General features: G+C 74.3%; 15 protein-coding genes. 4 read left to right on the forward strand and 11 right to left on the reverse strand.

Annotated features, from left to right (window positions below):
* Nucleotides 1–39: 39 nt before the first annotated feature.
* From ACL02U_RS00760 to ACL02U_RS00780, 5 genes are all read right to left on the reverse strand, one after another.
* On the reverse strand, nt 40–1,677 hold the full coding sequence (locus ACL02U_RS00760) for a succinic semialdehyde dehydrogenase (RefSeq protein WP_412788579.1): 1,638 nt from the start codon (nt 1,675–1,677) through the stop codon (nt 40–42).
* A 306-nt stretch (nt 1,678–1,983) separates the two neighbouring features.
* A complete protein-coding gene (locus tag ACL02U_RS00765; protein ID WP_412788580.1) occupies nt 1,984–3,741 on the reverse strand; it encodes a serine/threonine-protein kinase in 1,758 nt (585 codons plus the stop codon).
* A gap of 63 nt (nt 3,742–3,804) precedes the next feature.
* Nucleotides 3,805–5,727 (reverse strand): serine/threonine-protein kinase, encoded by a 1,923-nt coding sequence (locus ACL02U_RS00770; RefSeq protein ID WP_412788581.1) that lies wholly within the window; start codon nt 5,725–5,727, stop codon nt 3,805–3,807.
* A 169-nt stretch (nt 5,728–5,896) separates the two neighbouring features.
* Nucleotides 5,897–8,584, reverse strand: coding sequence for a protein kinase (locus ACL02U_RS00775; protein WP_412788582.1), 2,688 nt, complete (start codon nt 8,582–8,584; stop codon nt 5,897–5,899).
* Between the two features lie 190 nt (nt 8,585–8,774).
* Entirely contained in the window at nt 8,775–10,847 is a 2,073-nt protein-coding gene (locus tag ACL02U_RS00780) for a serine/threonine-protein kinase (RefSeq protein ID WP_412788583.1), read from the reverse strand.
* Nucleotides 10,848–11,042: 195 nt separating this feature from the next.
* Here ACL02U_RS00780 and ACL02U_RS00785 point away from each other — a divergent pair, with 195 nt between their 5' ends.
* Nucleotides 11,043–12,140 (forward strand): serine hydrolase domain-containing protein, encoded by a 1,098-nt coding sequence (locus tag ACL02U_RS00785; RefSeq protein ID WP_412788584.1) that lies wholly within the window; start codon nt 11,043–11,045, stop codon nt 12,138–12,140.
* 219 nt (nt 12,141–12,359) lie between these two features.
* On the opposite strand, the gene ACL02U_RS00790 is transcribed toward ACL02U_RS00785, so the two are convergent.
* Nucleotides 12,360–14,066, reverse strand: a complete 1,707-nt coding sequence (locus ACL02U_RS00790; RefSeq protein ID WP_412788585.1) for a glycerol-3-phosphate dehydrogenase/oxidase — start codon at nt 14,064–14,066, stop codon at nt 12,360–12,362.
* Between the two features lie 491 nt (nt 14,067–14,557).
* Between ACL02U_RS00790 and ACL02U_RS00795 the strand changes: the two genes are divergently transcribed.
* A complete protein-coding gene (locus tag ACL02U_RS00795; RefSeq protein ID WP_412788586.1) occupies nt 14,558–15,766 on the forward strand; it encodes a nucleotide sugar dehydrogenase in 1,209 nt (402 codons plus the stop codon).
* Nucleotides 15,767–15,921: 155 nt separating this feature from the next.
* Here ACL02U_RS00795 and ACL02U_RS00800 read toward each other — a convergent pair whose 3' ends face one another.
* The 4 genes from ACL02U_RS00800 to ACL02U_RS00815 form a co-directional block, all read right to left on the reverse strand.
* Complete coding sequence (locus tag ACL02U_RS00800) at nt 15,922–17,046, reverse strand: GuaB3 family IMP dehydrogenase-related protein (protein ID WP_412788587.1); 1,125 nt, start codon at nt 17,044–17,046, stop codon at nt 15,922–15,924.
* 139 nt (nt 17,047–17,185) lie between these two features.
* Nucleotides 17,186–18,691 (reverse strand): IMP dehydrogenase, encoded by a 1,506-nt coding sequence (guaB, locus tag ACL02U_RS00805; RefSeq protein WP_412788588.1) that lies wholly within the window; start codon nt 18,689–18,691, stop codon nt 17,186–17,188.
* Nucleotides 18,692–18,833: 142 nt separating this feature from the next.
* A complete protein-coding gene (locus tag ACL02U_RS00810; RefSeq protein WP_412788589.1) occupies nt 18,834–19,424 on the reverse strand; it encodes a sigma-70 family RNA polymerase sigma factor in 591 nt (196 codons plus the stop codon).
* A gap of 951 nt (nt 19,425–20,375) precedes the next feature.
* A complete protein-coding gene (locus ACL02U_RS00815; RefSeq protein WP_003948568.1) occupies nt 20,376–20,987 on the reverse strand; it encodes a response regulator transcription factor in 612 nt (203 codons plus the stop codon).
* Nucleotides 20,988–21,366: 379 nt separating this feature from the next.
* Between ACL02U_RS00815 and ACL02U_RS00820 the strand changes: the two genes are divergently transcribed.
* Nucleotides 21,367–21,693: a WhiB family transcriptional regulator gene (locus ACL02U_RS00820; protein WP_412788590.1), complete on the forward strand. Its 327-nt coding sequence runs from the start codon at nt 21,367–21,369 to the stop codon at nt 21,691–21,693.
* Nucleotides 21,694–21,872: 179 nt separating this feature from the next.
* Here the strand turns inward: ACL02U_RS00820 and ACL02U_RS00825 are convergent, their stop codons facing one another.
* A complete protein-coding gene (locus tag ACL02U_RS00825; protein WP_412788591.1) occupies nt 21,873–22,781 on the reverse strand; it encodes a LysR family transcriptional regulator in 909 nt (302 codons plus the stop codon).
* A gap of 80 nt (nt 22,782–22,861) precedes the next feature.
* On the opposite strand from ACL02U_RS00825, the gene ACL02U_RS00830 reads away from it, so the two are divergent.
* A complete protein-coding gene (locus tag ACL02U_RS00830; RefSeq protein WP_412788592.1) occupies nt 22,862–23,542 on the forward strand; it encodes an MOSC domain-containing protein in 681 nt (226 codons plus the stop codon).
* Nucleotides 23,543–23,606: the final 64 nt, after the last annotated feature.

The raw sequence follows: 23,606 nt of genomic DNA on the forward strand, positions 1-23,606 counted from the left end.
GGGCGGCGCGGGTGCCGGGCCGGGCCTTCGCAAAGCTCCCTAGCGGAAACGGAGTGCCTTCATCAGCCGGAGGCTCCTGCTCATGAACGCCGCGTACCGCTCGTCGTCCATACCGAGCGACGGGGCCATGGGGAGCAGCCGCTGCTGGGCCACCGTCTGGGCCTCGGTGTACTTGAGGAGGCCCTCGGAGCCGTGGCGGCGGCCGAGCCCGGAGTCCTTCATGCCGCCCATCGGGGACTGGGCGCTGCCGTAGGCGGAGGCGTAGCCCTCGTTGACGTTCACCGTGCCGCTGCGCAGGCGGGCGGCGACCTCGTGCCCGCGGCGGGCGTCCTTCGTCCACACCGAGGAGTTCAGTCCGTACGGGGTGGCGTTGGCGTGGTCGACCGCCTCGTCGTCGGTGGTGAAGCGGTACACGGAGACGACCGGGCCGAAGGTCTCCTCCGTACAGACCGCCATCGGCTCCGCCACTCCGTCGAGGATCGTCGGTTCGTAGAAGTAGGGGCCGACGTCGGGGCGGGCCACCCCGCCCGCGAGCACCCGCGCGCCCTTGGCGACGGCCTCCTCCACGTGGCGGGCGACCGTCTCCAGTTGGCGTTCGCCCACCAGAGAGCCCATGTCGGCGCCGTAGGCGAGGGAGGTGCCGAGCCGCATCGCCCTGGTGCGGGCGGCGAACCGGTCGAGGAACGCGTCCGCGACCGACGCGTGGACGTACAGCCGCTCGATGGAGATGCACAACTGGCCGGCCGAGGAGAAGCAGGCGCGGACGGCGCCCGCCGCGGCCCTGTCCACGTCGGCGTCGTCCAGGACCAGCATGGCGTTCTTGCCGCCGAGTTCGAGGGAGACGCCGACCAGGCGGGCGGCCGCGCGCCCGGCGACCTCGCGGCCGGTGCGGGTGGAACCGGTGAAGGACACGTAGTCGGCGTGCTCGACGACCGCCGGGCCGACGACCGGTCCGTCGCCGATGACGACCTGGAAGACGGCGGGCGGCAGTCCCGCCTCGATCAGCAGGTCGCGGGCCCACAGGGCGGTCAGGCAGGTCTCGGTGTCCGGCTTCATCACCACGGCGTTGCCCGCGACGAAGGCGGGCAGCGCGTCGCCGACCGACAGCTCCAGGGGGTAGTTCCAGGGGGCGATCTGGCCGACCACTCCACGCGGGTGGCGCAGCTCGGTGACCCGGGTGAGGACCGGCACGGCGCCGGTGTGCCGCTTCGGACGCAGGTAGGCGGCGGCGCGGCGGCCGTAGTGGCGGGCCGCGACGGCGACCGCCTGCACCTCCTCGTGGGCGTGCAGTCGGGCCTTGCCGGTCTCCAACTGGATCAGGTCCAGCACCTCGGCCTGCCGCTCGAGGACCAGGTCGTGGAAGCGGAGCAGGACCGCCGCGCGCCGGCGGAGCGGGGTGCGCGCCCAGACGGACTGGGCGGCGCGGGCCGCTTCGAAGGCCCCGGCCACGTCCTCGGGAGTGGACTCGGGCAGGTCGGCGAGCTTGTCGCCGGTGAACGGGGTGTGGTTGGCGGTACGACCGGAGCCGGCCACGCCCTTGGTGAGGCGCGCGACCAGCGCCGGGGTGACCACGTCGGCGGCGGTGCGGGCGCCTGCGGGCGCGGGGGCGAGGGGGTTGGTGCCGGTGCCCTCGGGGGTGCCGGGGCCGGTCGGTGCCGGGGCCTGCGAGTCCGTCATGAGCCGCAGGGTATGACGGCGGGAGGACTTTGGGTACCCGTCGGTAACGCAGCTTCACCGGGCACTCACATGACGCCAGTGATCACTGGCAACAAAAGCGCTGATCAGGGCGTTTCCCAGTGGCAATCGGCGCCACGAGGAAAATCGGGTGCGCCGCGGGCGGAACGCGGCAGGTCCCGGGCGGCCGCGGACGCTCCAGGACCGGACGCGGGTGCTCCCCCGGACCGGACGCGAGTGCTCCCCGGACCCCGGCGTCGAGCGGTCGCCGGGCGGCGCCGCGCGCGGTCTCCTCCGGACCCGCCCGCCTCACCCGCGCGTGAAGGTGTCCACCGCCACGTCGAAGTACTCCCGGGCCTCCCGCACCTTCCCGACCGGCGCGGACACCCACACGTCGTACATCCGGCCGCCCTCCTCCCACGACAGGTCGTAGGTGTGCCGCGGCCCCTCCGCGGCGCTGAAACCGTTCCAGGTGAACTCCCAGAGTGCGGCCGGATGCCCCCGGTGGCGGGTACCGGTGACCCGGCCGTCGCGGTATCCGGGATTGGTGTCGGGGCCGGCCGCGTCCGCCCGCCGCAGCACGACGAATGGGCCGCCCGGTTCCGGGGCGGCGACCTTGACTCCGAGGCGGAACGTCCCTGCGGTCTGGCCGCGGGCGGCGCCGCCCGGCGACAGGTACACGACGCGGTCGCCCTGCACGCTTCGGGTGAAGCCGTCCGGCACGGCGAGGCTGAACCCGGCCGGGTCGTCGGCGAGGCGGAAGCCGGACGGGGCGGTGGTGCGTCCGGCGGGGGAGGGGGAGCGGCCGCCGCTCGGCCCGGCCGCGGGGCTGCCGGGGCCGCGAGTGCCGGTGGTGGACCCGGCGGGAGCCGTGGACGTGGTCGCCGGCGGCGTCGGTGTTCCGCCCCCGCCGCCGCCCCGGTGCACCAGCAGTGCGACCGCCGACGCCCCCGCCCCGGCCATCGCGGCGACCAGCAGCACGGCCACCAGCACACTCCGCGGGGACCGGCCCCACCCGCGCCGCGGGACCGCCGGAGCCGCCGGCCCCGGCAGGCCGCGCTCCGCGACCGGGTACCCGGTCGCCGCAGGCCGTCCGGCCTCCCGGCGGAGCGGTCCGGGAGTCGTCGGCGCCGGCAGGCGGCCGGTGTCCAGGAAGGTCTGCAGCATGCGCTCCGCCGGCTCCGCGTCCAACCGCAGGTCCGGGTCCCGTTCCAGCAGGCCCCGCACGAGCGGCAGCAGCGGCTCGGCCTGCGGGGGCGTGCGGATCTCGGCGGTGACGACGGCGTGCAGGATGCCGCCGAGCGAGTCGCGCCGGAAGGGCGACTCGCCGCTGAGCGCCGTGCACAGCAGCGCACCGAGCGACCACAGGTCGGACTCCGGCCCGGTCCTGGCGCCGGACATCCGCTCGGGTGCGGTGTACTCGGGCGAGCCGACGAAGGAGCCCGTCTCGGTGAGTGTGGTGGCACCCGCGACCTGCGCGATCCCGAAGTCGGTGAGGACGACGCGCCCGGTGCCGGACTCGACCAGGACGTTGGCCGGTTTGATGTCGCGGTGCAGTACCCCGGCCCGGTGCGCCGCACGCAGCGCCCCCAGCAGGGCCAGTCCGATGCGGGCGGCCTCCGGGGGGTCCACGGGGCCGTGCCGGGCCACCCGGTCCGCCAGCGAACCGCCCTCGATCAACTCCATGACGATGTACAGGCGTCCGCCGTGCTCCACGACGTTCTCCACGACGTCCCCGGCGGTGTCCCCACGGGCCGCCGCGGCACCGTCGCCGTGCACGCCGACGCGGAACTCCCCCGCCACGTCCGCCACGACGTCGTGCACGACGATGATGTGCGGATGGCGGAGCTGGGCGACCGCGCGCGCCTCCCGCAGCGTCCGGTCGCGCTGGCGCCGCGCCCGGGCCGCGTCGAGGCCCTCGTCGAGGAGGATCTCCTTCACCGCGACGCGCCGGCCGAGCAGTTCGTCGGTGGCCCGCCACACGATCCCCATGCCGCCGCGCCCCAGCCGGGCCTCCAGCCGGTAACGGCCCGCTATCACACGGACGTCGTCCCCCTCGGTCCCCATGCGCCCCATCATGCCGCACCGGACCGCCCGCCTCCGGGGCGTCGTCCGGCCAACCACGCGGCGTCACACGTGCGGTTGCCAGGTTTGCAGCACGGTCGTGAACTGCTTCCGTGCGGTCTCCCAGTCCTTCGCGGGTGCGGACATGTACAGGGCGTACTCGGTGCCGTCCCGGTCGATGTACGTCTCGTCGGTGGCCCGGCGCGGTCCGGGGAACTCGGTGTCCTTCGCCAGCGCGGTCCAGGTGTAGTCCCACAGCGAGGCGGGCCGGTCGCGGTAGGTGTTCGGCTTCAGGGTCACGCGCGCGTAGTCGACCAGCCGTTGGAGCTGCTCCTCCAGGTCGAGCTGGTGCAGGTTGGGGTCGGCGAAGTCCGGCGACTTGTCGATGGCGACGCGGAGGAAGTGCTCGCCGCCGTCGGGTGTGTAGTCGATCTGGGTGAGGTCTCCGGACTGGCTGAAGACCTGCCGTTGCCAGCCGTCCGGCAGGGCGAGTTGGAAGCCGAGGGGGTCGGTGACGGAGTGCCAGCCGTCGGGGACGGTGCCGCCCGCCGACGCGGGGTGCGGGCTTCCGGTGGCCGACGCCGACACGGACGGTGAGCCCGTCGGGCCGCCGCGGCCGGTGCGGTCCCGGTCCCACTGCTGCAGCACGACCGCGGTGCCCGCGCCGACCACGGCGGCGACCGCGACGACGAGTGCGAGGATCCGCAGGCGCCGGCCCCGGCGGCGCGGGGCCGGCGGCGGGGTCGTGGGGCCGGTGCGGGGCGTCCGCCCGGCAGGGCCGGCGGGCGGCGCTCCTCCGGCGGGGCCGTACGGGCCGTAGACGCCGTCGCCCGGCCGGTACGGCGGCCCCGGAGCGGCAGTACCGGGCCCGCCGGGTGCCCCTGTCCGTCCCGTTCCCCCCGTTCCCCCCGTTCCCCCCGGAAGTCCCGCTCCCCCGGATGCCCCTGCCCCCGCGGGTGTACCTGCGGGCGTTCCCGGGCCGCCGGGTGCCGCCGGACCGTAGGACGGCCCGGTGGACCCGGTTCCACCGTAGGACGGCCCGGTGGACCCGGTTCCGGGCGGGAATCCGGTGCCGGTTCCGTACACCGACGTCGGGCCCGTGGGGGGAACACCTCCCGCCGGCCCGCGCAGTGGAGCGTGCTCCGTGGGGACGTACGCCTGCGCGGCGCGCGGGTTGCGGCCCTCCGCCGCCTCGGCGAGCATCTGCTCGGCCTCGGCCGCGTCGGGCCGGGTGGCCGGGTCCTTGCGGAGCAGTGCGGAGATGATCGGAGCGAGCGGGCCGGCGTGCCGGGGTACCTCCGCCTCCTCCTCGACGACCGCCTGCATGGTCGACAGCGGCGAGGTCCGCCTGAAGGGCGACCTGCCCTCCACCGCCGTGTAGAGCGTGGCGCCCAGGGCCCACAGGTCGGAGGCGGGACCGGGGGCGTTGCCGCGGACGCGCTCCGGGGCGAGGTAGTCCACCGAGCCGATGACCTCGCCGGTCCGGGTGATGGTGCTGTCGCCCTCGATCTGCGCGATGCCGAAGTCGGTCAGCAGGATGCGGCGGTCGTGGCCGAGGAGGACGTTGCCGGGCTTGACGTCGCGGTGCAGGACGCCGGCCGTGTGCGCGGCGCGCAGGGCACGCAGCACCCACATGCCGATGCGTGCCGCCTCGGCCGGCTCGACGCGGCCCTGCTCCTTGACGGTGTCGGCGAGGGAGCCGCCCTCGACGAGTTCCATCACGATCCACGGCCGGCCGTCGTGTTCGAGCACGTCGTGCACGGTGACGACGGCCGAGTGGTTGATGCGCGCGGCGGCCCGCGCCTCCGAACGGGTACGCGCCAGCAGGACCGCCCGGTCGCCCTCCGAGGCGTAGAGCGAGGCGGTCAGCTCCTTGATCGCGACCGCGCGGCTCAGCAACTCGTCGTGTGCGTGCCACACGCGGCCCATGCCGCCGCTGCCGATCGGGTCGGCCAGCCGGTAGCGGCCCGCGAGAAGCCGGCCCTGCATCTGATTCACGTTGCCCCGCAATGCTCTTGACAGGGTCAGACTAGGCATCGGCCTGTTCGCGGGGAACCGGCGGGGTGCCACGGTGACCGCACTGTGACGGTTGCCTTACACGGTCGCTGCGAGCGGCGGGAACCGCCGTCACCTCGGCCGTTCGACCGGCTGCGGCGCGTCACCGCCCCGCTCGGCCGACCGGCCGGTACGAGGCCGCGGCCTGCTCGTAGAGCCGTGTGACCTCGTCCCGTTCGGCCTCCGGACCGCGGACCTGCACCACGTGGTAGCGGCCGTCGATCAGCAGCGCCAGGTTGCGCACGAACAGCTCCCGGCCGTCGGTGCCGGTCCAGGTGAACTGGCCCTCGGCCATGGTGCGTCCGCCGACCTGAATGGTCTTCAGCCCGGTGGCGGTGGCCCAGGAGGAGGCGCGGTAGGGCTGCAGTTCGCGTTCGTGCTCGCGCTGGTAGACCATCGGGTCGCTCCCGTAGGCGTCCGTGCCGTCCCGCCCGGGGACGACGATCAGCTCGAAGTGCCCGTGCGTGTAGACGACCTGTCCGCTGCCGTTCTTCGGGGCGCGGGTCCAGCCGTTCGCCACGGCCACCCGGAAGCCGGCCGGGTCGTCGCGCAGCGTGAACCCGTCGGGCAGTTCGGCACCGTTGGTCTGGGTCTGTGTCGAACCGTCCGCGGACGACGGGCCCTCGGAGTCCCCGGTGGACGAGGAGGAGTCGGCCGAGGGGTGCCCGGAGGCCGAGGGGCCGGGCCCGTCGCCGCCGCCCGGCGCGGGCTGCGAGCCGACCGGGTCGGCGGCGCCCGCGGCGGCCCGGGCGGCACCGGCCGCCCCCTCCCGGTCGGACCGTGGCATGAACAGCATGGCGTAGGCGACCGCCGCCGCCAGCCCGAGCAGGACCAGCAGGAGCAGCGCCCGGCCCAGACGGCGCGGCGAACGCGGCTGGTTGCGGGCCCTCTTGTGGCGCCCGTGCGGGTTGGTCGCGGGCAGCCCGGCCCGCCGCCTGCGCACCAGTTCGCCCCGGCGGCGCAGGATGGGCAGCCGGCCGGTGTCGGCGGGCGGCGCGGAGACGATGTGCGCGCCCGCGTCCGGCTCGGGCGCGGAGCGCACCAGCGAACGCAGCCAGCCGCGCAGTTCCTCGACGTCGGGCCGCTCGGTGGGGTCCTGGCGCAGCAGCGATTCGACGACCGGCCTCAGCGGCCCGCACTCCTCGGCGAAGGCGGGCGGCTCGGCGCACACCATCTGCACCAGTTCGGCGGTGGACTCCTCCGGGTACGGCGCGTGGCCCTGCACCGACCGGAACAGCAGTGCGCCCAGCGCCCACAGGTCGGTGGCCGGCCCGATCGGCGCGGCAAGCTGCCAGTTGTCGTGGACGGGGCCGGCCTGTTCGGGTGCCCACCGCTCGGTGACCGCCCCCACCAGGGTCATCCGGGCCTGCCGGGCACGCTCGGCGGCGAGAGCGGTGGTGGGGCCGCGCCGGGCGGTGGCGCCGGGCTCCGGGGCGTCCCAGCCGGCGGGCTGCCGCGGCCGGGACACCTCGACGGCGGCGGAGGGGCCCGGACCGTGACGGCCCGCGGTGTCCCCTCCCGGGCCGGATCCGCCCGCCGGCGTCTCCCCCGGGGCCGCGGGGGCCGGAACCGGGCCGAGCCGGGTGCCGGGGGCGGCGCCGTCGGGGGCTGCCGCCCACCCCGCCGGTAGCGCGGGGGCGGAGCCGGGCGCGGGGGCCGCGGAGGGCGGCAGCGGGGACCGGGGCCGTTCGTCGGGGTGCCGGGGGTCCGGGCCGACGGCCGGGCGCCCGCCGGGCAGCGCCGTCCGGCCGTCCTGCCGGGCGGTCTGTCCGGGCTGAGCCTCCTGGACCCGGGCCGCGGCCCGTGCACCCGCCCGGTAGGCGGCGATCGCACCGGCCCGTGCGGCCCGGACGTCCCGGGCGTCCCGGACCTCACCGGGGCCCGCCGGGCGGGGGGCGAGGGCGGCCGGCGCGCCGTCCGCCGCGCCGCCGCCGGAGACCGGCGGAGTGCGCGCCACCCGCGCCTGGATGGCGGCCCTCCGTGCCGCCTCCGCGTCCTCGGGCCCGGCACCCCCGGGGGCTCTCGGGGGCGCGGTGCGCGCGAGGGGGCCCGCGGGCGGGCTCGCGGCGTCCGCCGCGGCGGACGGCGGGGCCGCGGCGGATGCGGCGACGCCGTTCGGAGCGGAGGCGGGCGGGGTGCCCTCGGCGGGACCGGGGTCGCCGTCGTCCAGGGCGGGCACCGGGTCGTAGCCGCACAGGGCTTCCTCAGCGGCCCCGGCAGCGAGGCCGGTGAGCAGGACCCGCCCGTCGTCGCAGACCAGCACGGTCCGGGCGGTGACGTTGCGGTGCACCCAGCCGTGGGCGTGCAGCACCCGTAGTGCGGTCAGCACGTCGGAGGCGACCTCGGCGGCACGGTACGGGGTCAGCGGCCGCTCGCCGAGCAGTTCGGCCAGTGACCTCGCGGCCACCGCCTCGCTCACGATCCACAGCGAGCCGCCCTCGGCGAACACGTCGAAGACCTGGTCCAGCCGCGGGTGGTCGGGGATCCGGGCGACGGCCTGCACGGCGTCCACCGCGCGCCGGACCGCGGGGTCCGGGTTCCGGCGCGGGTCGGGGCGACCGCGTGGGGCCGGCCGCCGGGCCGCGTGGTCCCGTGCGGTGAAGCCCTCGGGATGCCCTTCCGCGTCGAGCACCTCCGCCTCGACGACCTCGGGCAGCGGCACCTGCCGGACCAGGACCTCCTGCCCGCTGTAGGTGTCGAAGGCCGGAGTCTCGGTGAGTTCGTACTCGTCGGAGGCCGGCAGCGGCAGGCGGTAGCGGTCGGCGAGCACTCGTCCCGCGTAGTCGTCCACGTTGCCTCCCCCGGCCGCACGGTCGGTCAGTTCCGTTCGACACACGTACCGTTCCGCTCTTCCCGCCGGATGCGTACGGTCCGTGGGCATTCACGATACGTGCCTGAGGCAACCCGCAAAGAGAGGATGCGCGATCCGGTGCGGGATCCCGCGCTGCGTCCCGTGTCCCGGGCCGCGCGGGAGCCCCCCGTCACTTCTTCGGCACGAAGGTGTCGCCCAGCGTTCGCCAGGTGTCGCGGCGCAGTTCACCCTGCCAGTCGTCGGCCTTCGCCGTGTACATCAGCGCGTAGCCGAGGTGGTCGCCGACGACGAAGCCGCGGTCGACGGTGCGGTACGTCGTCCCGCCCGAGACGTGGGTGAACTCCCAGTCGGCCGTGTTCCAGCCGTGGAAGTCGACCTTCTCTATTCGTATCCGGTGGTACTGCGAGAGCTTCATGTAGCCCTCCTGGTTCTGCCAGTCGGCGACCGGGTCGCCCTTCGGCGCCGAGGTCCAGGCGACCAGGAGTTTCTGCCCGTTCGGACCGGTGAACCGGTCGCCCGCGGAGTCGTGGGTCCGGTACCGCCAGCCCGCGGGCAGGCCGATCGAGTAGCCCTGGTGGCTCCGGTACGTCGTCGCGGCCGCGGACCCGCCGGTGTCGGATCCGCCGGCGCCGGCGGCCGGAGCGGTCGCGTCGGCGCTGTTCTCGGCACCCGCGCCCGGTCCGCCGCCGGCGGCGGGGGATGCTTCCCGGTCCGCGTCGGCGGTGTCGGCGCCGTCCTCCTTGACGGAGGGTCCGGCGCCGGCCGCCGCGCTCGAGGGCCCACCGGCCCGCGCGCCGTCCGAACCGGCGTCGCCGCCGCCGAGCGTCAGGCCGAGCACCAGACCCAGCACCGCCAGCACGACGACCACCGCGATGATCACCATGGTGCGCCGGGGGACGACGTCGGTGAGCGGGGCCCTGGGCGCCGGGCGGGGCGGCAGGTCGAGGTCCGGCGGCGGCACGACCGGCCATCCGGAAGCGCGGTTGCCGGCCGGGGCGTTGCCGGGCTGCGGCTCGCCGCGCTCGCTGTCGGCGGGCGCGGCTCCGGCACCGGACGCGGGGGTGAGGTCGGCCCCGGCGCCGGGCCCCGCGGCGGAACGGCCGCCGGAGGAGCCCGTACCGCCGGGGGTGCCCGTACCGCCGGGGGAGGCCGTGCTGCCGGGGGTGCCCGTGCCGCCGGGGGAAGCGCTGCCGTCGGCGTCCGCCGACCGGGAGGTGGAGGCGGGGGCTGCCGGGGCCGTCGCCGTGGACGCTCTGCGTACCGAGCGCAGCGCCCCGCGCAGCCGCTCCGCGGGGGAGTCCGGCTGCGCCGGCAGCGGTACCACCCGGGTGGCCTCCGCCGCCTCGCCCGGCCGGTTCTCCGAGCCGGGGGCGCGCACCACGGCCTCCAGCATCCTGCGGGCGCCGGCGTCGTCGAGCCGCTGGACAGGGTCCTTGGTGAGCAGCCCGCGGATGACGTCCTTCAGCGGGCCGGCGTTCTTGGGGTCCTCGAGCGGCTCGGTCATCACGGCGGTGAGCGTGGCGATGGCGGAGCCCTTGTCGTAGGGGGGTGCGCCCTCGACCGCCGCGTACAGCAGACCGCCCAGCGACCACAGGTCGGCTGCCGGGCCGGGTTTGTGGCCGCGCGCCCGCTCCGGGGAGATGTAGGACGGCGCGCCGACGAGCATGCCGGTGGAGGTGATGGACGGGTCGCCCTCGACCTGGGCGATGCCGAAGTCGGTGAGCACGACCCGGCCGTCCTCGGCGATCAGGACGTTCGACGGCTTCACGTCCCGGTGCAGGATGCCCTCGCGGTGCGCCGAACGCAGCACGTCGAGGACCGCGAGCCCGACCTCCGCGGCACGCTTCGGCTCCAGCAGGCCGTCCTCGCGGATGACCTCGGCGAGCGAGTTGCCCTCGACCAGCTCCATCACGATCCAGGGGCGGTCGTCCTCCTCGACCACGTCGAAGACCGTGACCGCGCTGGGGTTCCGGATCCTCGCGATGGCCTTCGCCTCACGCAGGGTCCGGGTGATGAGCCGGCGTTTCTCCTCCTCGTCGATGTTGGACGGGAACCGCAACTCCTTGACGGCGACCGTCCGCCCGAGCGTCTCGTCCTCGGCCCGCCACACGGTGCCCATGCCGCCCCGGCCGAGTACGTCGCCCAGCCGGTACCGCCCGGCGAGAAGTCGCGCGCTCCTGTCCTGAAGAGCGTCCCGACGACTGTCCTGACGAGATGTCCCCGCCCGCTCCGCCTCCGACATGCGTCCCCTCAAACAACCTGCCCCGACAGAGCCTTCATTGTCCCTCACCGGACAAGTGGCCGGAGCACCCAGGGTGCTCCTGGGCGGAGACGGTTTCGGCGGGCCGCTTCCGGGGCCCCCGCCCGGACACCCCGGCGGGCGCCGACGCGACCGTTCTCCTGCATGATGGCCCGCGACACCGGGAGGAGCGTCACGATGCCGTTGCCACGGAGGCTGTGGGCCGGGCCCCTCTGCCTGCTGTTCCTGGTGCTCACGACGACGAGCGCGCCCGCCGGGTCGGCACCGTCGCGGGACGCGGTCCTCCCGCTGCTGGTCGACGGGCGCGGAGTCGCCACGGCGGCGCTGCTGGTCCGGGAGGAGTCCGGTGGTACCCGCTTCGCCGCGACCGGTCCGGGCATCGCCCGCGGCGACCACTTCCGCGCCGGCAGCATCACCAAGTCGTTCATCGCGACGGTCGTCCTGCAACTGGCCGCCGAGGGCAGGCTGTCGCTGTCGGACACGGTGGAGCAGCACCTGCCGGGACTCGTGCGGGGGGCGGGCCACGACGGGCGCGCGCTGACCCTGCGCAGCCTGCTCACCCACACCAGCGGCCTGTACGACTTCGCCCGGATCACCGGCGGGACGGTGCCCGTCGCTCCCGTGCAGGCCGTCCGTCTCGCTCTCACCCACCCTCCGGCCGACCGCGGCCGCTTCTCGTACTCCAACACCAACTACGTGCTGCTCGGCATGGTGGTCGAGCAGGTCACCGGCCGCACCTACGCCGCCGAGGCCGAACGCCGCGTCATCGCTCCGCTGGGTCTGTCCGGCACCTCCTTCCCCGGGAACCGCACTTCGCTTCCTTCGCCGCACGGCCTGGCCTATGCCGCCGACAACTCCGACGTCACCGCGCTCGACCCGCGGGTGGCCGGGGCCGCGGGTGAGTTGGTGACCACGCTCGCCGATCTGGACCGCTTCTACGCGGCACTGCTCGGCGGTGAACTGCTGCCCCCGCGCATGCTGCGGGAGATGCTCGACACCCGGACCGCACACGGCGCGTACGGTATGGGCCTGTTTCCGCTGAAGCTGCCGTGCGGCATCACGGTGTGGGGGCACAACGGCCGGATAGCCGGCAGCTACGTGCGGAGCGCTGCCACACCGGACGGCCGTCGCGTCCTCACCTTCCGGGTGAACACGACGGCGATCGCAGATCCCGGTCTCGAACCCGCACTGCTCGCGGCCGAGTTCTGCCCTCGCACTGTTGACAACGTCCGGCCCGCACGCGGCGCTCCCGCTTCGCCCCACCCGTTCGAGTGAAAGAGCGGTGCTGAGCCCCGCCCGAGGCAGCCGGAGGCGGACGGGGCGTGCCCGCGCCGCCCACCGGCCCGCACGGCACCCCACCGGCCCGCACCGCACCCCACCGGCCCGCACGGCACCCCGCAGGCCCGCGCCGCACCCCGCAGGCCCGCGCCGCGCCCCGCAGGCCCGCGCCAACCACCGAGGGCTACCAACCGCCGCGGGCCCGGTCCGCCCCGCCTACAGCGGAACGATGTCCGGTGCGCCGAGCCGCGCCGCGTCCGCCGTCAGGTCGTCCGGCTGCCGCTGCGACTCGCGCTCCGCCTCCACCCGCTTCTCGTAGTGCCGGACCTCGCGTTCGATGTGGTCCTCGTCCCAGCCGAGCACCGGGGCCATCAGCTCGGCGGCCTCGCGGGCGCTGCGGGTGCCCCGGTCGAAGGTCTCGATGGAGATGCGGGTGCGCCGGGTGAGTACGTCGTCCAGGTGCCGGGCTCCCTCGTGGGAGGCGGCGTACACGACCTCGGCGCGCAGGTAGTCGTCGGCGGCGTGCAGGGGTTCGCCGAGCGAGGGGTCGGCCGCGACGAGGTCCAGGACCTCCTCGGCCATCGCCCCGTAGCGGTTGAGCAGATGCTCGACGCGGACCGCGTGCAGGCCGGTGCGGGCGGCGATCCGCGCCCGCGCGTTCCACAGCGCCCGGTAGCCCTCCGCGCCCAGCAGCGGCACCTCCTCGGTCACGCACTCCGCGACGCGCAGGTCCAGCCCGTGCACCGCCTCGTCGACGGCGTCCTTGGCCATCACCCGGTAGGTGGTGTACTTGCCGCCCGCGACGACGACCAGGCCCGGTGCGGGGTGGGCGACGGTGTGCTCGCGGGACAGCTTGCTGGTGGCGTCGGACTCGCCGGCGAGCAACGGGCGCAGTCCCGCGTACACACCCTCGACGTCGTCGCGGGTGAGCGGCACCGCCAGTACCGAGTTCACGTGCTCGAGGAGGTAGTCGATGTCGGCGCTGGAGGCGGCGGGGTGCGCCTTGTCCAGGTCCCAGCCCGTGTCGGTGGTGCCGACGATCCAGTGCCGTCCCCAGGGGATGACGAACAGGACGGACTTCTCGGTGCGCAGGATCAGCCCGGTCGAGGAGTGGATGCGGTCGCGCGGCACCACGAGGTGGATTCCCTTGGAGGCGCGGACGTGGAACTGGCCCCGCTCCCCCACCATCGCCTGCGTGTCGTCGGTCCACACTCCGGTGGCGTTGACGACCTGTTTGGCGTGGATCTCGTACTCCCCGCCGGCCTCGACGTCCTCCACCCTGGCGCCGACCACCCGGGCGCCCTCCCGCAGGAAGCCGGTGACCCGGGCGCGGTTGGCGGTCTTCGCGCCGTAGGAGGCGGCGGTGCGCACCAGGGTGGCGACGAACCGGGCGTCGTCCATCTGGGCGTCGTAGTACTGCAACGCGCCGACCAGCGCGTCCCTCTTCAGGCAGGGCGCCACGCGCAGGGCGTGGCGGCGGCTCAGGTGGCGGTGCAGGGGCAGGCCCCGGCCGTGGCCGCGGGCCATCGACATCGCGTCGTAGAGTGCGACGCCCGAACCGGCGTACAGCCGCTCCCAGCCCTTGTGCTGGAGCGGGTAGAGGAAGGGCACCGGCTTCACCAGGTGGGGGGCGAGCCGTTCCAGGAGCAGCCCGCGCTCCTTGAGCGCCTCGCGGACGAGCGCGAAGTCGAGCATCTCCAGGTAGCGCAGGCCGCCGTGGACGAGCTTGCTGGACCGGCTGGAGGTGCCCGACGCCCAGTCGCGGGCCTCGACCAGCCCGGTGGCCAGGCCGCGGGTGACGGCGTCGAGCGCGGTGCCGGCTCCGACGACTCCGCCTCCGACGACCAGTACGTCCAGTTCCCGCTCCGCCATCGCCGCGAGGGACTCGGCACGCTGCGCCGGCCCCAGTGTCGCTGTCCTCACCGCTGCCTCCCGCTGGTCCTTGGCGTCGGCCGCGCCCGTCGGGCGAAACCCGATCCCCTCCACCCTGCCCAAATTCTGACCGGCCCGCCCGGCTCCGGCCACCAGTCGCCCCCGGGCCCGTGGACAACACCTGCCGAACTCTCGGCGCGGCGCCCGCCGGAAACGGCCCGGCACTCCCGGCGCGACGCCCACCACGCAGCCCGGCGCGACACCTACCGCAGCCCGGCCCGACGCCTACCGCAGCCCGGCCCGACGCCCACCGCAGCCCGGCGCGACGCCGGCCGCATCCGGGCTCCGCGCCCGCGCCCGGCAGGGCACTCGCGGCAACTCGGGCCCCGTCCCCTCCCCCGGCACAACACTCGCCGAAACCAGGCGACCCAATACCGCATATCGGTCATATTTACTCTTAGTCTGACAGAGCGCTAGCCCGTCCTTACCACCGGGCTTGCCCACCTGTCCCGCTTCGGCTACTGGGAAGGACGGCCCACGCCATGCCCGCAGATCTCGCCGTCATCGGACTCGGCCCGCTCGGACTGCCCCTGGCCCAGGCCGCCGTCGCCGCCGGCATCCCCACCGTCGGCTACCGGACCGGCCCGGAGACCGGTTCGCTCAGCCCAGCAGAACTGCGCCGCATGCTCGCCCGCGGATTCCGCCAGGCCACCGGTGCCGCCGAACTCGGCCGGGTGCGCACCGCCGTCATCTGCGCGCCCACCCCGCGCGCCCCCGACGGCGGCCTGGACCTCGGCCAGGTGGAGTCCGCGGCCCGCACCCTCGCCGCCCGGTTGCGCCCGCACACCACCGTCGTTCTCGAGTCCCCCGTGCCCCCCGGCACGACGGAGGACTTCCTGCGGCCGCTCCTGGAGGCGGGCTCCGGTCTGCGCGCGGGGCGCGACTTCCATCTGGCCCACTCACCCAGCCGGGTGGACCCCGGCGACCGCGGTGCCCTGGTCACCGCCCCGAAGGTCATCGGCGGCCTCACCCCGGCCTGCACCGAGTCGGCCGCCGCCTTCTACGGCCGGATCAGCGACAAGGTGGTACGGGCGCGCGGCCTGCGCGAAGCCGAGACCGTGCAGCTACTGGAAACCAACTACCGCCATGTCAACATCGCGCTCGTCAACGAGATGGCCGTCCTCTGCCACGAGTTGGGCGTCGATCTGTGGGACGTCATCCGCTGCGCGGAGACCAGGCCCTTCGGTTTCCAGGCCTTCCGCCCGGGCCCCGGCGTCGGCGGCCACACCGTGCCGCAGGACCTGACCGGGCAGGGGGGCGGCCGGGGACTGCGCATGGTCGAGTTGGCCCAGCAGGTCAACGGACGGATGCCCCGCTACGTCGTCCAGCGCGCCGCCGCCCTGCTCAACGAGCACGGCAAGTCGGCCCGCGGGGCCCGCGTGCTGCTGCTCGGCGTCACCTACAAGGCGGACCTCCCCGACCGGCAGGGCGCGCCCGCGGAGGAGATCGCGACGGGCCTGATGCAGCTCGGCGCCGCCGTCAGCTACCACGACCCGCACGTGCCGTCGTGGAGCGTCCTGGACCGGCCGGTACCCCGCGCGGACTCGCTTTACGAGGCAGCGGCCGGCGCCGACCTGACGATCCTGCTCCAGCAGCACCGGACGTACGACCTGCAGGGGTTGTCGGTGAAGGCGCAGCTACTGCTGGACACCAGGGGCGCCACACCGACCGGGGCGGCACACCGGCTCTGAGACCGACCCGGCAACACACCGGCTCCGAAACCGGCCGGAACGGCGCACCGAATCCGAAACCGACCCGGGCGGCGCACCGACTCCGAAACCGACCGGGACGGCACACCGGCCGCCGCGGCACGGGTCCGCGGCGGCCGGTGTGCGTCGGAGCGGCCTCAGCGGCGGTGCTGCGAGTCGGCCACCGTCACCTCGACCCGCTGGAACTCCTTGAGCTCGCTGTAGCCGGTCGTGGCCATGGCGCGGCGCAGCGCGCCGAAGAAGTTCATCGAGCCGTCGGGCGAGTGGGAGGGACCCGTGAGGATCTCCTCCATGGTGCCGACGGTGCCGAGGTGGACCTTCTGGCCGCGCGGCAGCTCCTCGTTGACGGCCTCCATGCCCCAGTGGTGGCCGTTGCCGGGCGCGTCGGTGGCGCGGGCCAGCGGAGAGCCCATCATCACCGAGTCGGCGCCGCAGGCGACCGCCTTGGGCAGGTCGCCGGACCAGCCGACACCGCCGTCGGCGATCACGTGCACGTACCGGCCGCCGGACTCGTCCATGTAGTCGCGGCGGGCGGCCGCCACGTCCGCCACCGCGGTCGCCATGGGGACCTGGATGCCGAGCACGTTGCGCGTGGTGTGCGCGGCGCCGCCGCCGAAGCCGACGAGGACGCCGGCCGCGCCGGTGCGCATCAGGTGCAGGGCGGCGGTGTAGGTGGCGCAGCCGCCGACGATCACGGGCACGTCGAGTTCGTAGATGAACTGCTTCAGGTTCAGCGGCTCGTGCGAGTGCGAGACGTGTTCCGCCGACACCGTCGTGCCGCGGATGACGAAGATGTCCACGCCCGCGTCGACGACGGCCTTGGAGAACTGCGCGGTGCGTTGCGGGGACAGCGCGGCGGCGGTGACGACGCCGGAGTCGCGCACCTCCTTGATGCGCTGCCCGATCAGCTCCTCCTTGATGGGAGCGGCGTAGATCTCCTGGAGTCGGCGCGCCACCGTCTCGTCGGGCAGCCCGACGATCTCGTCGAGCAGCGGCTGCGGATCCTCGTACCGCGTCCACAGGCCTTCGAGGTTCAGCACGCCGAGGCCGCCGAGCTCGCCGATGCGGATCGCGGTGGCCGGGGAGACGACCGAATCCATGGGGGCGGCCAGGAACGGCAGCTCGAACCGGTAGGCGTCGATCTGCCAGGCGATCGAGACCTCCTTCGGGTCCCGCGTACGGCGGCTGGGAACGACGGCGATGTCGTCGAAGGCGTACGCCCGGCGGCCGCGCTTGCCGCGCCCGATCTCGATCTCAGTCACGTCTGTGGCCTTTCCCTGATGCGTTGCAGCGCCTTCCAGTATCCCCGACGGGTACGACAACGGCGGCCCCGGAGGGTGCCGGGGCCGCCGTTGTCGGCCGTCAGGTGTCGCTCGGGCGCGCGTCACGCCCGCGCGTGCCTCACTTCTTGTTGCTGTAGTTGGGTGCCTCGACCGTCATCTGGATGTCGTGCGGGTGGGACTCCTTCAGACCCGCCGAGGTGATCCGCACGAAGCGGCCCTTGGACTCCATCTCCGACACGGTGGTGGCGCCCACGTAGCCCATGGTCTGGCGCAGGCCGCCGACGAGCTGGTGGAGGACGTTGGAGAGGGGGCCGCGGTAGGGGACCTGGCCTTCCACGCCCTCGGGGACGAGCTTGTCGTCGGAGGCCACGTCCGCCTGGAAGTAGCGGTCCTTGGAGTAGGAGCGGCCCTGGCCGCGGGACTGCATGGCGCCCAGGGAGCCCATGCCGCGGTACGACTTGAACTGCTTGCCGTTGATGAACAGCAGCTCGCCCGGGGACTCCTCGCAGCCGGCGAGGAGGCTGCCCAGCATGACCGAGTCGGCACCGGCGGCGAGGGCCTTGCCGATGTCCCCGGAGTACTGCAGGCCGCCGTCGCCGATCACCGGGACCCCCGCGGCGCGCGCGGCGAGGGCGGCCTCGTAGATCGCGGTGACCTGCGGGACGCCGATACCGGCGACCACGCGGGTGGTGCAGATGGAGCCCGGTCCGACACCGACCTTGATGCCGTCGACTCCGGCGTCGATCAGCGCCTGGGCGCCGTCCCGGGTGGCGATGTTCCCGCCGATCACGTCGACGTCCACGCTCGACTTGATCTTCGCCATCCAGTCGAGCGCGTTGCTGTTGTGGCCGTGCGAGGTGTCGACGACCAGGAAGTCGACACCGGCTGCGGCGAGGGCCTGGGCGCGTTCCAGGGCCTCCGGACTGGCGCCCACGGCGGCGCCGACGAGCAGGCGGCCCTTGGCGTCCTTCGCGGCGTTGGGGTACTGCTCGGCCTTCACGAAGTCCTTGACCGTGATCAGGCCCTTGAGGACGCCCTGGTCGTCGACCAGGGGAAGCTTCTCGATCTTGTGCCGGCGCAGCAGTTCCATGGCGTCGGGGCCGGAGATGCCGACCTTGCCGGTCACCAGCGGCATGGGCGTCATGACCTCGCGCACCCGGCGGGAGCGGTCCGTCTCGAAGGCCATGTCACGGTTGGTGACGATGCCGAGCAGCTTGCGCTCGGCGTCCGTCACCGGGACTCCGCTGATGCGGAACTTGGCGCACAGCTCGTCGGCCTCGGCCAGCGTGGCGTCCGGGTGGATGGTGATCGGGTTGGCCACCATGCCGGACTCGGAGCGCTTGACCAGGTCGACCTGGTTGACCTGGTCCTCGACGGAGAGGTTGCGGTGCAGGACGCCGACGCCGCCCTGACGTGCCATGGCGATCGCCATCCGCGACTCGGTGACCTTGTCCATCGCCGCGGACAGCATCGGGATGTTGACCCGGACGTTGCGGGAGATGCGGGACGAGGTGTCGACCGCGTTGGGGAGCACGTCGGATGCGCCCGGCAGCAGCAGCACGTCGTCGTACGTGAGCCCGAGGGTGGCGAATTTACCGGGCACTCCGTCGACGTTTGCAGTCATGACACCTTCCCCATATGGCCTTGCTCGGTGCGGATGTCCATGCTAACGGGAAGTCGGGCCGTCTCATTCCACGGCCCGGGACCGGTTCCGGCTTCGTGTGTTCGTACGGGAACGGGTGGCCGCCTGTTCAACGAAGGTGCGGTTACTGCTCTGCGAGTGCGCGCAGGCGGTTCAGCGCGCGGTGCTGGGCGACCCGGACCGCGCCGGGTGACATTCCCAACATCTGCCCCGTCTCCTCGGCGGTGAGCCCCACGGCGATACGCAGCAGCAGCAGCTCCCGCTGGTTCTCGGGCAGGTTGGCCAGGAGTTTCTTCGCCCATTCGGCGTCGCTGCTGAGCAGGGCCCGCTCCTCGGGGCCGAGCGAGTCGTCGGGACGCTCGGGCATCTCGTCGGACGGTACGACCGTGGAGCCGGGGTGGCGCATGGCGGCCCGCTGCAGGTCGGCGACCTTGTGCGCGGCGATGGCGAAGACGAACGCCTCGAAGGGGCGGCCGGTGTCGCGGTAGCGGGGCAGTGCGAGCAGGACCGCGACGCAGACCTCCTGGGCGAGGTCCTCGACGAAGTGGCGGGCGTCGCCGGGCAGCCGGGACAGCCGGGTGCGGCAGTAGCGCAGCGCCAGCGGGTGGACGTGGGCGAGCAGGTCGTGCGTGGCCTGCTCATCACCGTCGACGGCACGGTGCACGAGTGCGCCGATCGGCCCCTGGGCAGGGGTGGCCGCCTCGTCGTCACGCATCCGACCATGGTGCCCTGCGCCCGCGCGGTCCGTGGCGCCACGCCCGTCCTTGTGCACTGAAGCGTTATGAGCAGGTGCGCTGGAACTCATCCCCTGCGCCCTCCCCTTCCGCTCGACCGACTCGTCCCCGAGGAACTCCACACCTCAAGGATGCGGCATCCGCGGGGAAACGAGCAGCGGCCATCCGGCGGGCTCTGCGAGAGGTCCGCCCGACCGGGCGCTCGGGGCGCCTCCGGGGCCGCCCGGAGTAACCCGCCGGGCGGCGGACGCGGCCGCTCCAGGAGGCTTCCTCGTGCAGGGCCGCCGCACTGTCCGGGCCACTGCCCGGCCCGTGAGCGCCGCAACCGGCGAAGCCACCGCCCGGCCCGCCGCCGTCGCTGCGTCCACGGCCACCGCATACCCCGCGGCCGCCTCACCATCCGCAACGACCCCACCGACCGCAAGGACCCCACCGACCGCAAGGACTCCTCCGTCCGCGGTGATCTCACCGTCCGCGGAGATCTCACCGTCCGCGGAGATCTCACCGTCGGCGGAGATCTCACCGTCGGCGGCGAGTCCACCGCACGCGGCCGTCGCACCGTCGTGAGGCGGCCGGCGGCCCGGAGGGCGTCGCCGCGGAGGGGGCCGGGAGCCCGCACACCTCCCGCGGCCTCCGTGGCGCACAACGATCCGGGGCCCGCCACGACGGGCCGCGTCCCTGTCGGACCGGCGGGGCTTCGGGGTCCCACGGACCGTGCGGCGCCCGGGCGGTCCCGGGGACCCGTGCGTCTCCGGGCACCGGCGCTGCGGCGGAGGTGCGTGCACCCGCTGCTCGACGGGGCGCCCACTGCGGCGCCCTGCCGTGCCGGCGAGCGCGGCCCGGGTGGGCCGCCGCGCGGGCGGGCCACGCTCCGGTGCGCCCCCGCACGGCATCCGACGTGGCGGTCGGCGGCCCGCATCCCGGCGCAGAGCTCAGCGCACCAGGCCCCACCGGAAGCCGAGCGCCACCGCGTGTGCGCGGTCCGAGGCGCCGAGCTTCTTGAACAGCCGCCGGGCGTGCGTCTTCACGGTGTCCTCGGAGAGGAACAGTTCCCGGCCGATCTCGGCGTTCGAGCGGCCGTGGCTCATACCCTCCAGGACCTGGATCTCCCGTGCGGTGAGGGTGGGCGCCGCCCCCATCTCCGCGGAGCGCAGCCGGCGCGGGGCGAGCCGCCAGGTCGGGTCGGCGAGGGCCTGCGTGACCGTGGCGCGCAGCTCGGCGCGCGAGGCGTCCTTGTGCAGGTAGCCGCGGGCGCCGGCCGCGACGGCTAGCGCGACGCCGTCCAGGTCCTCGGCGACGGTCAGCATGATGATCCGCGCACCGGGGTCGGCGGACAGCAGTCGACGGACTGTCTCCACGCCGCCCAGGCCGGGCATGCGCACGTCCATGAGAATGAGGTCGGATCGGTCGGCGCCCCAGCGGCGGAGGACTTCCTCGCCGTTGGCCGCAGTCGTCACGCGCTCGACGCCGGGCACGGTCGCGACCGCGCGGCGGAGCGCCTCTCGGGCAAGCGGGGAGTCGTCGCAGACGAGGACGGAAGTCATGGCCGCCCTCCGCAGCTGATGCGCGTCACCTTGTGCCTCCAGGCTGGTACGAATCGTCACCTGTGCGGTCGACCGTCTCGGACGCCTGCCCGAGCGCTTGTGTTTTCAACCGCCTCCGCACTCTCAACGACGGTCACCCGAAAGAGTTACGGGGCTGTATGCCATCTTGAGCACTCTACGTGAGGGCACGGACACGGCGAGAGCACGCGCGGGAGACCTGCAACCTTTCGTCACAACCATGCCCCGTTCGGCCCTATTTCTTCCCATGTGCTGGTGTCTGAAGCTAGATTCGCAATGGGTCATATTTTCATCTCGTTAGATCGTAGTTGTACGGTCATGGGCACCGTATCCGCTCGAAACGGCTGCAAGGGGTCACGCAATGGCAGATTTCTCCCGCCTTCCCGGACCGAACGCGGATTTGTGGGACTGGCAGCTGCTGGCTGCCTGCCGCGGGGTGGACAGCTCGCTCTTCTTCCATCCGGAGGGCGAGCGCGGTGCGGCTCGAAGCGCTCGCGAGAACTCGGCCAAGGAGGTCTGCATGAGGTGCCCGGTCCGCGCACAGTGCGCGGCACACGCGCTGGCGGTGCGGGAACCGTACGGCGTGTGGGGCGGATTGACAGAGGATGAGCGCGAGGAGCTGATGGGGCGGGCACGCAACCGCCTGGTGACAGCGGCTGGCGGCGGCAATGCCGCACCACCGCACTGAAGGAACGTTTTTTCGACCATGATCCGAGGGCACGCGGCACGCGTGCCCTCGTTCCTGTCAGGACCGGTCCCGGCCCCGGGACCCGAGGGGTCGGGAGACCGTGGGGCACACGGATGCCCCTGCCGGCGCCCCTGCCGGCGCGGGGACGACCGGGGCCGACGGTCGTCCCCCTTCGCGGATCAGGGGGTGCGCGGTCGCTCCGCCGCGCGGGCGAGTTCGTCCAGCGTCGCCGCGACCGCCGGCACCTTGGCCAGATCGGGCAGCGTGAGCGCGACGACCTCCCTGGGGACCGGCGGCTCCAGCGCCAGGGTGCGCACCCCCCGCGGTCGTACCGACTCGATGGCGAGCCGGGGCAGTACCGCGACGCCGAGACCGGAGCCCACCAGCCCCACCACCGCGGGGTAGTCGTCGGTGGCGAAGTCGATACGCGGTGTGAAGCCCGCGCTCGCGCAGACCTCCACCAGCTGGCCCCGGCAGCGCGGGCAGCCGGCGATCCACGGCTCCCCGGCGAGGTCGCCGATGGCCACCGAAGCGGCCGGCGCGAGCGGGTGCCGCTCGGGGACCAGGGCGACCAGCGGGTCGGTCAGCAGCGGCCGCACGACCAGGTCGTCCCACTCCTCGGCTCCGGAGGCGCCCGCGTAGTGGAACGCCAGCGCGATGTCGCAGTCGCCGGCCCGGAGCCGGTCGACCGACTGCGGCGGCTCGGCCTCCTCGAGGGAGACCCGGGTGCCGGGGTGTGCGGCGCGCAGCGCGGCGAGCGCACTGGGGACGAGGGTGGAGCTCCCGCTGGGGAAGGACACCAGGCGGACCCGGCCCGCGCGCAGTCCCGCGATGGCGGCGACCTCCTCCTCGGCGGCGGTCAGCCCGGCGAGGATGCCGGCCGCGTGCCGGACGAGGGCCTCGCCCGCCTGCGTCAGCCGCATCTCGCGGCCGGCCCGCACCAGGAGCGGCGTCCCGACGGACGCCTCCAGCGCCTTCATCTGCTGGCTGACGGCGGGCTGGGTGCAGCCCAGCTCGCGCCCGGCCGCCGAGAAGGACCCGGTGGCGGCGACGGCGCGCAGGACGCGGAGATGACGAGCCTCGATCACCCCTCGAGCATAAGCGGGCCTTGGATACGAGGCGAAATACCGCGTCGACACTTTGACAACCGGTCGCCTACCGTACGGTCATGAAGCTTCTGTCAGTGAACCTGGGCCGTGCGCGCGCCGTGCCCTACACCGATCAGCCCGAAGGGCTCACCGGTATCGACAAGCGGCCGGTGGAAGGCCCGGTACGGGTGGCGGCGCCGGGGCCGAGGGGCGCCGGCGCGAGCGGGGTGGCCGGCGACGCGGTGTGCGACACCCGCCACCACGGCGGCGACCACCAGGCGGTGTACGCGTTCGCCCGCGAGGACCTGGACGCGTGGGCGCGCGTGCTGGGCCGGCCGCTGGCGCCCGGGGCGTTCGGGGAGAACCTCACCACCGAGGGCGTCGACGTGTCCGGGGCGCTCATCGGCGAACGGTGGCGGGTCGGGGCCACGCTGCTGCTGGAGGTGACCAGCGGACGCATCCCCTGCCGCACCTTCCAGGGTCATGTGGGCGAACAGGGCTGGGTGAAGCGTTTCACCGAGCGCGGTGCGCCGGGCGCGTACCTGCGGGTGGTCGAGCCGGGCGAGATCCGGGCGGGCGACCCCGTCGAGGTCGTGTACCGCCCGGAGCACGAGGTGTCGGTGGCGCTGCAGTTCCGCGCGGTCACCACGGAGCGGACGCTGCTGCCGCGCCTGCTGGCGGCGGGGGAGGCGCTGAACCCGGTCGCGCGGGAGACGGCGCGGAAGTACGTGGCGCAGCGGGAGACCGACGCGGCCCCCTGAAGCGTCGAGATCCCGGTCGGTCCTCCGGGGCGGAGGTCTGCGGGGCGGGACGTCCGGGAGGCGG

The sequence above is a fragment of the Streptomyces sp. MS06 genome, assembly GCF_047200655.1.
Taxonomy (GTDB): domain Bacteria; phylum Actinomycetota; class Actinomycetes; order Streptomycetales; family Streptomycetaceae; genus Streptomyces.